This is a genomic window from Mycobacterium venezuelense (assembly GCF_054919535.1).
The window spans coordinates 1-13418 of sequence record NZ_JBONDW010000019.1; the positions used below are offsets into that span (position 1 = coordinate 1).

Annotated in this window: 9 protein-coding genes and 2 riboswitches; of the genes, 1 reads left to right on the plus strand and 8 read right to left on the minus strand. The window is 66.7% G+C overall.

Annotated elements, in window-relative coordinates; translation table 11 throughout:
- Nucleotides 1-49 precede the first annotated feature (49 nt).
- The 8 genes from ACRCUN_RS26175 to ACRCUN_RS26210 form a co-directional block, all read right to left on the minus strand.
- Nucleotides 50-1432, minus strand: coding sequence for an L-serine ammonia-lyase (locus ACRCUN_RS26175; protein ID WP_462144537.1), 1383 nt, complete (start codon nt 1430-1432; stop codon nt 50-52).
- Nucleotides 1433-1434: 2 nt separating this feature from the next.
- A complete protein-coding gene (gene glyA, locus ACRCUN_RS26180; RefSeq protein WP_462144538.1) occupies nt 1435-2703 on the minus strand; it encodes a serine hydroxymethyltransferase in 1269 nt (422 codons plus the stop codon).
- Nucleotides 2700-3104, minus strand: coding sequence for a glycine cleavage system protein GcvH (gene gcvH, locus ACRCUN_RS26185; RefSeq protein WP_462144539.1), 405 nt, complete (start codon nt 3102-3104; stop codon nt 2700-2702). The genes glyA and gcvH overlap by 4 nt, the downstream gene beginning before the upstream one ends.
- Before the next feature lie 15 nt (nt 3105-3119).
- Entirely contained in the window at nt 3120-4235 is a 1116-nt protein-coding gene (gcvT, locus tag ACRCUN_RS26190; RefSeq protein WP_462144540.1) for a glycine cleavage system aminomethyltransferase GcvT, read from the minus strand.
- On the minus strand, nt 4232-7078 hold the full coding sequence (gcvP, locus tag ACRCUN_RS26195; RefSeq protein WP_462144541.1) for an aminomethyl-transferring glycine dehydrogenase: 2847 nt from the start codon (nt 7076-7078) through the stop codon (nt 4232-4234). The genes gcvT and gcvP overlap by 4 nt, the downstream gene beginning before the upstream one ends.
- A 147-nt stretch (nt 7079-7225) precedes the next feature.
- A riboswitch (glycine riboswitch) is annotated at nt 7226-7316 on the minus strand.
- Between the two features lie 133 nt (nt 7317-7449).
- Nucleotides 7450-8913, minus strand: a complete 1464-nt coding sequence (gene cycA, locus ACRCUN_RS26200) for a D-serine/D-alanine/glycine transporter (RefSeq protein ID WP_462144542.1) — start codon at nt 8911-8913, stop codon at nt 7450-7452.
- A 160-nt stretch (nt 8914-9073) separates the two neighbouring features.
- Nucleotides 9074-9172, minus strand: a riboswitch (glycine riboswitch).
- Nucleotides 9173-9258: 86 nt separating this feature from the next.
- Nucleotides 9259-10287, minus strand: coding sequence for an agmatinase (gene speB / locus ACRCUN_RS26205; protein WP_462144543.1), 1029 nt, complete (start codon nt 10285-10287; stop codon nt 9259-9261).
- A gap of 42 nt (nt 10288-10329) precedes the next feature.
- Nucleotides 10330-11697, minus strand: coding sequence for an MFS transporter (locus ACRCUN_RS26210; protein ID WP_462144544.1), 1368 nt, complete (start codon nt 11695-11697; stop codon nt 10330-10332).
- Between the two features lie 99 nt (nt 11698-11796).
- Here ACRCUN_RS26210 and ACRCUN_RS26215 point away from each other — a divergent pair, with 99 nt between their 5' ends.
- Complete coding sequence (locus ACRCUN_RS26215; RefSeq protein ID WP_462144545.1) at nt 11797-13404, plus strand: PucR family transcriptional regulator; 1608 nt, start codon at nt 11797-11799, stop codon at nt 13402-13404.
- The last annotated feature ends 14 nt before the right edge of the window (nt 13405-13418 follow it).

Here is a 13418-nt window from a genome sequence, read left to right on the forward strand (position 1 = left end):
ACGCGCGGTACCGGTCTCATTGCTCACTTCTATTCTCCCTCAATCTGATTCAGCACTCGACAAGGTTCACCGACACGTTGACGGCGAGGCCACCGGTCGAGGTCTCCTTGTACTTGGCGCTCATGTCCAGCCCGGTGCAGCGCATGGTTTCGATCACCTGGTCGAGCGTCACCCGGTGTGTCCCGTCGCCGCGCAGCGCCATGCGCGCGGCGTTGATGGCCTTGCCCGCCGAGATGGCGTTGCGCTCGATGCACGGGATCTGTACGAGCCCGCCGATCGGGTCGCAGGTCAAGCCCAGGCTGTGTTCCATCGCGATCTCGGCGGCGTTCTCGACCTGTTGCGGTGTGCCACCGAGGATTTCGGCCAGTCCGGCGGCGGCCATGGACGCGGCCGAGCCGACCTCGCCCTGACAGCCGACCTCGGCGCCGGAGATCGACGCGCGCTCCTTGTAGAGCGAGCCGATGGCCCCGGCGGTGAGCAGGAAACGTACTGCCGTGTCGTCCGGATCGGACTTGCCTGCCGCGGTGTAGTGCAGCGCATAGTGCAGCACCGCGGGGATGATGCCGGCGGCGCCGTTGGTCGGTGCGGTGACAATCCTTCCGCCCGAGGCATTTTCCTCGTTGACCGCGAGCGCCACGAGGTTGACCCAGTCCTCGGCGAACGCCGGGTCCCGGTTCGGGTCTTCGGCGTCGAGTCGCTCGTACCAGTCGCGGGCGCGGCGGCGCACCCGCAGGTTGCCGGGCAGGTCGCCGTCACGCGTGATACCGCGACGCTGGCAGGCCGTCATGACGTCGCGGATGTGCAGCAGCCGTTCGCGGATCTCCTGCTGTGGCCGTGTCACCATCTCGTGATTGAGCATCACGGCACTGATCGGCAGGCCGTGCCGGTCGGCCAGGTCGAGCAGTTCGGCGGCCGAGCCGAACGACCATGCGTTGTGCGACGCACTTCGGTTCTGCTCGGGCTCGGATTCGCTGACCACGAATCCGCCGCCCACCGAGAAGTACGTCTCCGACCGCACCTGGTGCCCGCTTCCGTCGCACGCCGTGATGGTCATCCCGTTCGGGTGGCGCGGCAGCACGGTGTGCGGATGCAGCCGGATGTCGTCTTCGGCCAACGCAATCGGCACGCGTCCGCCCAGGTTGATGCGCCTACTGGTGCGCAGTTCCCGCAGGCGACGTTCCATCTCGTCGGTCTCGATCGTCTCCGGCTGGTACCCCTCGAGACCCAGCAGGATCGCCGGCATCGTGCCGTGGCCGCCCCCGGTGGCCGCGAGCGAACCGTACAGATCGACATCGACAGCGGCCACCTCGCCGAGCAGCCCGTCCCTGCTGAGATCCTCGGCGAATCGCGCGGCTGCCCGCATCGGTCCGACGGTGTGCGAGCTCGACGGCCCGATGCCGACCGAGAAGAGCTCGAACACGCTGATGGTCATGCTTACAGTCCTGGGTAGAGCGGGTACTTGTCGGCGAGCGCGCGGACCTGGTCGGCCAGGTCGCTGACGTCGGCGTCCGGTGCCGCGACCAAAGCGCGGACGATAAGGTCGGCGACACGGCCGAAGTCGTCATCGCCGAAGCCGCGGGCCGCCAGTGCGGGCGTGCCGATCCGCAAGCCCGATGTGACCATCGGCGGCCGCGGATCGAACGGCACGGCGTTGCGGTTGACGGTGATACCGATCGCGTCGAGCCGGTCCTCGGCTTGCCGGCCGTCGATCGCCGCGTCCCGCAGATCGACCAGCACGAGGTGCACGTCGGTGCCGCCGGTCAGCACGGTGATGCCGGCCTCTTTTGCATCCGGCTGGCTCAGCCGGTCGGCGAGGATCCGCGCACCGCGCAGGACACGCTGCTGGCGTTGGCCGAACTCCGGCTGCGCGGCCATCTTGAAGCCGACGGCCTTGGCGGCGATGACGTGTTCGAGCGGGCCGCCCTGCTGGCCGGGGAACACCGCCGAGTTGAGCTTCTTGGCCAGCTCGGCCTCGTTGGTGAGGATGATCCCGCCGCGGGGACCGCCGAGTGTCTTGTGGGTCGTCGAGGTGACGACGTGCGCGTGGGGCACCGGGGAGGGGTATAGGCCCGCCGCCACCAAACCGGCGAAGTGGGCCATGTCGACCATGAGGTAGGCGCCGACCTCGTCGGCGATCTCTCGGAAGCGCGCGAAGTCGAGCTGGCGTGGATAGGCCGACCAACCGCCGATGATCAACTGCGGCTTGCATTCCCGCGCGATCCTGGCGACCTCGTCCATGTCGATGAGGTAGTCGGATGGGGAGACTCCGTAGGCCGCGACGTTGTAGAGCTTGCCCGAGAAATTGAGCCGCATGCCGTGGGTGAGGTGGCCGCCGCAGTCCAGTGACAGCCCGAGGATGGTGTCGCCCGGCTTGATCAGCGCATGCATCACGGCCGCGTTGGCCTGTGCGCCCGAATGCGGTTGGACGTTGGCGAACTCGGCGCCGAACAATTCCTTGACGCGGCCGATGGCGAGCCGTTCGATGACGTCGATGTGCTCGCATCCACCGTAGTAGCGGCGCCCCGGATATCCCTCGGCGTACTTGTTGGTGAGCACCGAACCCTGCGCCTGCATCACCGCGAGTGGGGCATGGTTCTCCGAGGCGATCATCTCGAGGCCGACGCGCTGGCGCTGCAGTTCGAGGTCGATCGCTTCAGCGATCTCGGGATCGAATTCGACCAGGGTGTCGTTGAGCACGCTCATGCCGGAACTCCGTTCTTGTCAGCGTATTCGGCGGCGGTGAGAAGCACGGCCGTGTCGGTGGGCGCGACCGCGAACAGCCAGCCCTGGCCGTAGGGATCGGACGTCACCAGGCTCGGGTCGTCGACGGCGGCGGTGTTCACCTCGGTGACCTCACCGCTGACCGGTGGGTAGAGCTCGGACACCGTCTTGGTGGATTCGACCTCGCCGCAGACTTCACCGGCCGTCACGGTCGCACCCACCTCGGGCAGGTCGAGGTACACGAGATCACCGAGGGCCTGCGCGGCGACGGCGGTGATACCGATCCGCACCGGCTCGTCGGGCAGGTCGGCCCCTGGCGCGATGAGCACCCATTCGTGTTCCTCGGTGTAGCTGCGGTCGTCGGGAATCGGGGTGGCAGACATCGGTTTTCCTCTCGGCTAGCGGCGGTAGAAGGGGGATGAGGTGACCTCGAACGGTTCCCGTTTGCCGCGTACGTCGACGGTGAGCGCGGTTCCGGGTTCGGCGAGGCCGACGTCGAGGTAGGCCAGGGCGATCGGGTATCCGAGGGTGGGGGAGAGCGCACCCGAGGTCACCACGCCGACCGGCTCGGCGTTGTCGGCCTGGTGCAGGGAATACCCGGCGCGCGCGGCCCGCCGCCCGGCGCCTTTGAGCCCGACCAGGGTCCGCTTCAGGGGCTGCTCGGAAAGACGTTGCAGCGCATCGCGGCCGACGAAGTCCTTGGTCAACCGCACCACCTTGCCCAGGCCCGCCTCGTACGGGTTGGTCGCCAAGGTCAATTCGTGCCCGTACAGCGCCATGCCGGCTTCCAGGCGCAGGGTGTCGCGGCAGGCCAGGCCGGCCGGGCTCCCATTTATGCCCGCGGTCGCGTCGGCCAAGGCCCGCCACAGCGCCACAGCTTGCTCGGCGGGCACGTACAGTTCGAAACCGTCCTCGCCGGTGTAGCCGGTCCGGGCCAGCAGTACCTCTAGACCAGCCACCTCGGCGGTGGTCACCGCGTAGTACTTGAGCGCGGCAATGGCCTCGGCCTGGTGCTGGGGCGCCAGTGCCTGCACGATCGACGCCGAGGCAGGACCCTGGACCGCGATCAGCGCGGTGTCGCCGGACACATCCGTCACGATGGCCTCGAAACCCATTGTACGCGAAGCAAATTCGTCGGCGACGGTCGGCGCGTTGGCCGCGTTGGCGGCGACCAGGAAATGCTCGAGGGCCAGTCGGTACACCACCAGGTCGTCGATCACGCCGCCGTCGGCGTCGCACATCAGCGAGTACTTGGCACGGCCGACCGCGATCTTGGACAGCTCGCCGACGAGCGCGAAGTCGAGTGCCGCACCGGCCTGCGGACCGCTGATCTCGATCTCGCCCATGTGCGACAGGTCGAACAAACCGGCGGTGCGGCGGACCGCATGGTGCTCGGTGAGTTCGCTGCCGTACTTCAGCGGCATCTGCCAGCCCGCGAAATCGGTGAACGTCGCGCCGAGCTCGCGGTGCTCGCCGAGCAACGGCGACGTGGTGGTTGGTGCGGTACTGGTCATGCGAACACGTCCTCACGGTCGGATACGGCGGGGGCGTCGGTGATCTCGAAGGCTTCCGGTGCCGGGCACGAACACACCAGGTTGCGGTCCCCGTGCACACCGTCGATGCGGCGCACCGGCGGCCAATACTTGTTGCGGCGCAACGCATCGACCGGGTACACCGCGTACTGCCTGTCGTAGGGCAGATCCCAGTCGGGTGCGGTCACGTGTTCGGCGGTGTGTGGTGCCTGTCGCAACGGGCTCTGCTCCAGCGGCCAGACCCCCGAGCCGACCTGGTCGATCTCGCGGCGGATCGCGATCATCGCTTCGATGAACCGGTCCAGTTCGGCGAGGTTCTCCGACTCGGTGGGTTCGACCATGAGTGTGCCGTTCACCGGGAACGACAACGTCGGCGCGTGGAAACCGTAGTCGATCAAGCGCTTTGCGACGTCCTCGGCGGTCACTCCCGTGGTCTTGGTGAGCGCGCGCAGGTCGAGGATGCACTCGTGCGCGACGAGCCCGGCGGGACCGGTGTAGAGCACCGGGTAGTGCTCGGTAAGCGCATCGGCGAGGTAGTTGGCGGCCAGCACCGCGAATTTCGTTGCAGCGGTGAGGCCGTCGGGGCCCATGAGCGCCAGGTAGGCCCAGGTGATCGGAAGAATGCCCGCCGAACCGTAGTTCGCGGCCGAGACGGGTGGCGGTCCATCGTCGGACAGGGGATCGCCCGGCAGGAACGGCGCCAGGTGGGCCCGCACGGCTACCGGGCCGACGCCCGGGCCTCCGCCGCCGTGCGGGATACAGAATGTCTTGTGCAGGTTCAGGTGTGACACGTCGCCACCGAAGCGGCCCGGTTTGGCGAGGCCCACCAGGGCGTTGAGGTTGGCTCCGTCGACATACACCTGGCCGCCCGCCGCGTGGACCAGATCGCACACCGTCGTGATGTCGTTCTCGTACACGCCGTGGGTGGACGGGTAGGTGAGCATGATGGCGCCGACCGAGCCGTCATGGGCGGTGAGTTTGGCCCGCAGGTCGGCGATGTCGATGTTGCCGTTGGCCGCCGTCCCGACGACCACCACCCGCATGCCGGCGAGTACCGCCGACGCGGCGTTGGTGCCGTGTGCGGATTGGGGGATCAGGCAGACATCGCGGTGGGATTCGCCGCGCGAGCAGTGATAGGCCTTGATGGCCAGCAGCCCGGCCAGCTCGCCCTGGGATCCGGCATTGGGCTGCAGCGAAACCCGGTCATAACCGGTGATTTCGGCGAGCCAGCACTCCAGGTCGGCGATCAGCGCCAGGTATCCCTCGGTCTGCCCGGCCGGTGCGTATGGGTGGATACCGGCGAATCCGGGCCAGCTGATCGGCTCCATCTCGACGGCCGAGTTGAGCTTCATCGTGCACGAACCGAGCGGAATCATGCTGCGGTCGAGAGCGAGATCCTTGTCGGAGAGTTCGCGCAGGAAGCGCAGCATCGCCGTCTCCGACCGGTGCTCGTGGAACACCGGGTGGTCGAGGTAGGTCGAGGTGCGCACGAGTTCCGTTGGAAATCCGGTGGTTACGGCGGGCTGGCGGGTTGCGTCGAACACCGCGAGCACCCGGGTCACGATGTCGTCGGTCGTTCGTTCGTCGCACGCGATGCCTACATGGTCGGCGTCGACGAGCCTGAGGTTGATGCCGTCGGCCTCGGCGGCGGCGACGAATCGTTGTGCCGCGCCGGGGGTGTGCGCCAGAACCGTGTCGAAGAACCGCTCATGGACGACGTGGTGCCCGGCCGCGCGCAGACCGGACGCGATGGCGCCGGCGTGCCGGTGGACGCGAGTCGCGATGGCGCGCAGGCCGTCGGGGCCGTGATAGGCCGCGTACATCGCGGCGACGTTGGCCAGCAGTGCCTGTGCCGTGCAGATGTTGCTGGTGGCCTTGTCGCGGCGGATGTGCTGCTCGCGGGTCTGCAGCGCCAGACGATAAGCTGCGGCGCCCGACCTGTCCAGGGAAACCCCGACCAGGCGGCCGGGCAGCATGCGTTCGAGCCCGGCGCGCACCGACAGGTAACCGGCGTGCGGACCGCCGAAGAACAGGGGCACGCCGAACCGCTGTGCCGACCCGACGGCGATGTCGGCGCCCAGCTCACCGGGGGCGCGCAGCAGCGTCAGCGAAAGCAGATCGGCGGCAACGGTTGTCAGCATTCCGCGGGCGGCGGCGTCAGCGATCAGCTCCGCCAGGTCGCGCACCACGCCGCTGGCCCCCGGGGCCTGCAGCACCACACCGAACGCGTCACCTTCGGGTAGGCCGTCCGACAGTTCGACGACGTCGACGTCGATGCCCACCGCTCGGGCCCGGCCGCGCACGAGGGCGATCGTCTGCGGCAGGCACTCGGCATCGAGGATGACGCGGCTGGACTTCGTCTTGTTGGCGCGCCGCATGAGCAGCACCGCTTCCATCGCCGCGGTGGCCTCGTCGAGCAGGGATGCGCCTGCGATCGGCAGTGCGGTGAGGTCCTGGATCATCGTCTGGAACGTCAGCAGCGCCTCGAGCCGGCCCTGGGAGATCTCCGGCTGATACGGCGTGTATGCGGTGTACCAGGCCGGCGATTCGAGCATGTTGCGGCGCAGGACGGCCGGTGTGACGGTGTCGTAGTAGCCCAGGCCGATCATCTGCACGTGGGGCTGATTGCGTTCGGACAGCGCACGCAGGTCGCTCAGCACGCGGTCCTCATCGCGGGCGGCCGGCAAATCGAGCGGTTCGGTGATGCGGATCTGGTCGGGCACCGCGGCATCGATGAGCTGATCGAGATCGCGGTAGCCCAGGCTGCGCAGCATGTGAGCTGTTTCGTCGGCGTCGGGGCCGATGTGGCGCGCGGGGAAGTTCACGAGGTGACTCCGGTTTCGGTAGCGTCCGGGGATACCGGACGTCAACTGGGACACCTCCCCGCTCTGTCCTGAAACCTGAGAGTCTGGGCGCTGTTGCGCTGTACACCTTCGGTAAGTGCCGAAATGGGCACTGTTCTCCAGAGTTGCCTCGACGCAGCGGTATTGAGCCTGAGAGATTCCCGGGGAGGAAGTTGCTCCTACGGCGCCTCCTGACGGAGGATTCTCCCGCTGCGGGTCAACGGCGTATTGAGTTGTTCACCACACCTTACATGATCGATGCGAACATGCAAAACGTTGGCGTGCAACGTTTTTCGATCACGCAGGATGGAGCGGCGTCCCGCCGTGGGGACGCCGCTCCGACGCTGGTGCGATCAGTCCCGTTCTGCCGCTTCGAGATCGGCACGGAATTTGGCTTCACGGGCCAGGTGCCCCGGACGTCGCCGCAGCACCGCCCAGGCGACGCCGAGCACGATGAACCAGATCGGCGTGACCAACAGTGCCTGCAGCGTGTCCTGCTTCTGGGTGAAGGCCCAGACCAGGAACACGAAGAAGGCCAGCACGACGTAACACATCACGATGCCGCCGGGCATCTTGAACTTCGACGCCTCGTGCAGTGCGGGCCTGCGCTTGCGGTAGGTCAAATAGCTGATGAGGATGATCGACCAGACGAACATGAAGCACAGCGACGAAATGGTCGTCACGATCGTGAATGCCTCGATGATCGAGTCGCCGACCACCACCATCACGACGCCCGACAGCAGGAACACCCCGGACAGGAACAACGCGTTGGCCGGCACCCGCCGTGACGTCAGCTTGCCGAACCGGCTGGGTGCGTCACCTTCCTGGGCCAGCCCGTACACCATCCGGGAGGTTGAGTAGATGCCCGAGTTGGCCGACGACGCTGCCGAGGTCAGCACGACGAAGTTGACCACCGATGCCGCGATGCCGAGCCCGGCGAGGCTGAACATCGCCACGAATGGGCTGTTGTCCGGGCTGATTTCGCGCCACGGCGTCACCGAGATGATCACCGCGAGCGCGGCGACGTAGAACAGCATCACGCGAACCGGGATCGAGTTGATGGCCTTCGGCAGGTTGCGTTCGGGGTTCTTGGCTTCGGCCGCCGTCGTACCCACCAGTTCGATACCGACGAATGCGAATGTCGCGATCTGGAATCCGGCGACGAATCCCATCGGACCGGTTGGGAAGAAGCCGCCGTCATTCCACAGGTTGGCAAAGCTCGCCACCGCGCCGTTGGGCGCCTCGAAGTGGCGGGCCACCATGACGAGCCCGATGACGATGAGTGCGACGATCGCGACGATCTTGATGAGTGCGAACCAGAACTCGGTTTCACCGAACGCGCGCACCGTGGGCAGGTTCAGCCCGATCAGCACGCCGACTGTGACCAGCGCTGGTATCCACAGCGGCAGGTCGCCCCACCAGTAGCTCACGTAACCGGAGATCGCGACGACGTCGGCCACACCGGTGACGATCCAGCAGAACCAGTACGTCCAGCCCGTGAAGAAGCCGGCCCACGGCCCCAGCAGATCGGCCGCGAAGTCGGCGAACGACTTGTAATGCAGGTTGGACAACAACAGCTCGCCCATGGCCCGCATCACGAAGAACAACATGAAGCCGATGATCATGTAGACGAAGATCACCGACGGGCCGGCGAGCGAGATCGTCTTGCCCGAGCCCATGAACAGGCCGGTGCCGATGGCGCCGCCGATGGCGATGAGCTGGATGTGCCGGTTGGAGAGCTGCCGGTCGAGCCGCGGCTCGTCTGAGGGAGAAGTCGAATCCGCTTTGGGAGCGGTCAGATCACTGGATTGGGACATAACACCTCAAGGATCTCAGGCGCGAAGGGGAGCGCGGGCTGCGGGCGCCTCCCCGCTCTGTCGCTTGAACCTGAGAGTTTTCGCGAACCGCCGTCTCCGACGATCCGCTTGCCCCTTCGGTGAGCCGAACCTGTTGTGTTCGACTGCTTTCCAGAGGTGCCTAGTCGCGGCGGTACCGGTGCCTGAGAGATTCCTGGGGAGGATTTGCTCCTGCGGCGCCCGCCAACTGGATGGGGCGGGGCTCTCCCGCCGCGACTCAACGGCGTTTTGAGTTATGAGCCACTCCGAAACTCGAAGTGTGCCGCGCGTCACGTTAGCAGTCGGATCCGATTGCGTCCACCGTGGTCAGGCTCGGGCCATCGCGGCGCCCGCCTGCACTTCCGATTGCGCGGTACGGTCGGCGACCATGAGCGACACGAGATCGAAGACGATGGTCGCTGCGGCCACCGAGGTGATCTCGGCGTGGTCGTAGGCCGGCGCGACCTCGACGACATCGGCGCCGACGATGCTCAGGCCGCTCAGCTTGCGTAGCATGCGCAGTAGTTCGCGCGAGGTGAAACCACCCGCTTCCGGTGTGCCGGTGCCGGGCGCGAACGCCGGGTCGAGCACGTCGATGTCGATTGAGAGGTACACCGGCACGTCGCCGACACGGCGCTGCACGATGTCGACCGCGGCGTCGGTACCGATCACGTCCAGATCGCCGGCCCGGATGATCTTGAATCCCATGTCGGCGTCATCCCGCAGGTCGAGTTCGTCGTAGATCGGCCCGCGGATACCCACATGGATCGAGTGGTCCTCGATCAACAGTCCTTCCTCGAATGCGCGGCGGAAGATCGTGCCGTGGGTGACCGGGGCGTTGAAATACGTGTCCCACGTATCGAGGTGGGCGTCGAAGTGCACGAGGGCCACCGGCCCGTACTTGGCGTGCAGCGCACGCAAATTCGGCAGTGCGATCGTGTGGTCGCCACCGATTGCGACGATGCGGCGGTCGCCGTCACCGAGGATGTCGGCCGTGTGGTCCTGGATCTGCCGGCACGCGGCAGCGATGTCATACGGCGTGACCGAGATGTCGCCCGCGTCGACGACCTGAACGGTCTGCAGCGGCGCGACCCCGAGTTCGACGTGATAGCCCGGACGGATGGTCCGCGCGGCCTGGCGGACGGCCAGCGGACCGAATCTGGCGCCCGGTCGGTACGACGTGCCGCCGTCGAACGGGATCCCGAGAATGGCGATGTCGTAGTCGCTCACCTCGTGCACATCGGCGATGCGGGCGAAGGTGCTCTTGCCCGCGTAGCGGGGTACCTCGGTGGCGGGCACCGCCCCGACGAGGCCGGTACGTGCGTCGACGGTGGGAACGGTCGGTCGAATGCTCACTGGTTTCCTGTCTTTCGTTGAGTGCGGGATTGCGGGGACTGCTCAGGACGCGGGTAGTTGTTCGCCGGCATCGGATGGTGACGGCGCCGCGCTCTCGGTCAGTGCGACGCCGCGGGTTTCGGGTGCCATGAAGATCGCGACCACCAAACCCACTGCGGTAACCGCGGCCCCGACTCCGAGCGCGCCACCGGCGCCCAGTGCGGTCAGGGCAAGCGGCATCAGATACGTGCCGCCCGCGGAGCCGATGCGGCTCACCGCGGTGCCCACGCCGACCGCGGTTGCCCGGACCTCGGTGGGGAAAAGCTCATTGGGGTAGACGATTTCGAGGAAGCTGGAGGCGCCGGAGGCCACCGCGTACACGGCCAGCGCGATGAAGAACGCGACGGGTGGGATCCCCGGTATGAGGGCGGGTATGGCGAGCGCGACCGCGATCACGGCGAAAGATCCGATCAGCAATGCACGACGGCCGATTTTCTCGACGAGGTACAAGCCCGGAATGCCGCCGACCACGAACAGCAGTGAGATCAACAGTGATCCGCCGTAGAGGTTGGCGTCGCCCTCGAGGCCGAAGGACGCCAACAGGTCGGGCGCGAAGGTGTAGACCGCGAAGAGCGGGATGACCTGGGCCGTCCAGAACACGGCGACGAAGATGGTGCGGTTCAGGTACGGCCGTTTGAAGACCTGCGCGAACGAAGTGTTCCTGGCGGTTTCGCCGTCATTATGGTCCAGGTCGCCAACGCCGAACTGTGGTCCGAAGGCCTGCTTGATCGCGGCGTCGGCTTCGGCGACTCGCCCCTTGCTGAGCAGCCAGCGCGGCGATTCGGGGGTTCCCATGCGTGCCAACAGGGTGATCACGGCGAACACGGCCGGGCTCGCCAACAGCAGTCGCCAGGCATCGGGCCCGTAATCGCGAAGGAGGAAGCCGACGACGTAGGCGGCCGCGGCACCCACGGCCCAGACCACGAACATCGCCCCGAGTAGTCGGCCGCGTTGTTTTTTCGGCAGGAATTCGGCCAGCAGTGATGTGGCGATGGGGTAGTCGGCGCCGATCGCGACGCCCAGGAGGAACCGCAGCAGGATGAGCTGCCAGGCTTCGGTGGCGAACGCCGAGAGGACGGAGAACACGGCGAGCGCGATCAGGTCGGCGATGTACATCAGGTGGCGACCGACCTTGTCGGTGACGTATCCGAACACCCCACCGCCGACGAAGATGCCGATGAGGCTGGCGGCGCCGATCAGCCCGATCTCGGTGGCCGACAGGTTCATCGCGGGTTCGAGCGTGATGAGGGCGACGCCGATGATGGACAGCGCGTAGCCGTCGATGAACGGTCCACCTGACGAGAACAGAGTCAATTTCTTGTGGAACGACGTGAGCGGCGCATCGTCGATGAGGTGGCCGGCTTGGGACATGGAAGCTCCTGCGTGACGGGGCTCTCGAACGGGGGAGATGTGAGCCGAGACACAGCATGGCGGCGGGGGCGGCATGTCCGCGAGTAGACGATGCGCAAAATGCGCGCCTATGGTTTGTGCGATCGACTAAACCGGAACGGAGGCGGCGCCATCGCGATCACAGTCGGTGAGCTGGCGGAAATACCCCACCTGGGCTTGGAGGTCCTCGCCGGGGCATCGGGCCTGAGCCGGGAGATCTCCTGGACACACACGTCCGATCTCCCCGAACTGTGGCGCTGGGTCACCGGCGGCGAACTGTTGATGACCAACGGGTTGTCGTTTCCCGCAGGATCGGTCGAGCAGGTGCTTGTCGTCGAGCGATTGAACCAGGCCGGCGTGTCCGGGCTGGCGATCGGCGAAAAGATGTACTGCCCGGACCTCAGTGACGACGTGATGGCGGCCAGCGACCGGCTGGGGCTGCCGATTTTGAACATCCGCTATCCGCTTCCGTTCGTGGCCATCTCCCGGGCCGTCGCCGAAGCCACGCTGCTCGACCAATCCAGCCGCCTCACCCGAACGGTGCGGATCTACGACCTGGTTCGCCGTCACATCGCGCGCGCCACCACGTCGGCGGAGTTGTTCGCCGCGCTGGAACGCGAACTGGGTTGCCGGCTCCACGTCTGCGATCGACACACCGGTGAGCCGTGGTTTCCGCAAGCGGCCGAGCTGGACGCCACCACGCGGGAGGCGGTCGTCGCGTTGTCCGACGGCCTCACGAATGTTGCCGCGGGTGCTTTCGGTCTACCTACTGTCGCCGGGAATACCGCCTTGCTCACCGACATTCAACGACATCCAAGTGCCGCGCTGGTGGCCGTCACTGCCGAGGGCAGGCGCGTCGACCCCATTCAGCTTCAGCACGCGGCGACAGTCGTCAGCCTGGAGTTGTCGCAGACGCAGTTGATGCTGGAACACGGTCGGCGCCAGGGTTCGGCATTCCTGGAGCGACTGTTGGAGAGCCGCATCGACGGTCCGACCGCGGCCGGGCAACTGGTCGATCTCGGTCTGGATCCCGCGACGGTCGTGCTGATCGCCGCGCACAGCTCCGACGACGACCGGGTGCTCCACGTGCACAACTCGCTGTGGCGCCATTCGATTCCGTACGTGTGCACCACACGGGAAGGGATTCTCTACGCCGTGGTGCCCGAGGACTCGTCGTTCGACGACGTGCTGGCGCGGGCGCTGGGCCCCACGGCCCGAATCGGGATCAGCCAGCGTCTGGGCTCCATCAACCGGCTGCAGGAGTCGATTCGCGAAGCGTCATGGGCCTTTTCGCTCGCACAGCGGCGCGGAGTTTCAGTGTCGCGGTACGGCAGCGGGCCATCTTGGCTGGGACTGTCGAGCGTCGGCGACGCGCAAGCCCTGGTCGACCGTGTGCTCCGCCCGTTGCAGGATTACGACCGCGAACAGAACACCGATCTCGTCGAAACCCTCGACGCATTCCTGCGAAACCGACGGTCCTGGCAGCAGACGGCGCAGACATTGCATGTGCACCGGCAGACGGTGATGTACCGCATGCGGCGGGTCGCTGAGATCACCAAACTCGATCTGGCAGAGACCGATTCGCTCGCCGAACTGTGGCTGGCACTGCGGGCGGTCGAGCTGCTCGACGCCGAGGAGGACATGCGCAGCCGCGACGTCAGCGCATCCCGACGACTGCCCGTGGTCTGACGCACGACGAGCGT

Bases quoted from the DNA above. Each gene is read 5' to 3' on its own strand.
- ACRCUN_RS26175 (WP_462144537.1), bottom strand. From the start codon at position 1,432: ATGACCATCAGCGTGTTCGAGCTCTTCTCGGTCGGCATCGGGCCGTCG.
- glyA (WP_462144538.1), bottom strand. From the start codon at position 2,703: ATGAGCGTGCTCAACGACACCCTGGTCGAATTCGATCCCGAGATCGCT.
- gcvH (WP_462144539.1), bottom strand. From the start codon at position 3,104: ATGTCTGCCACCCCGATTCCCGACGACCGCAGCTACACCGAGGAACAC.
- gcvT (WP_462144540.1), bottom strand. From the start codon at position 4,235: ATGACCAGTACCGCACCAACCACCACGTCGCCGTTGCTCGGCGAGCAC.
- cycA (WP_462144542.1), bottom strand. From the start codon at position 8,913: ATGTCCCAATCCAGTGATCTGACCGCTCCCAAAGCGGATTCGACTTCT.
- ACRCUN_RS26210 (WP_462144544.1), bottom strand. From the start codon at position 11,697: ATGTCCCAAGCCGGCCACCTCATCGACGATGCGCCGCTCACGTCGTTC.
- ACRCUN_RS26215 (WP_462144545.1), top strand. From the start codon at position 11,797: ATGCGCGCCTATGGTTTGTGCGATCGACTAAACCGGAACGGAGGCGGC.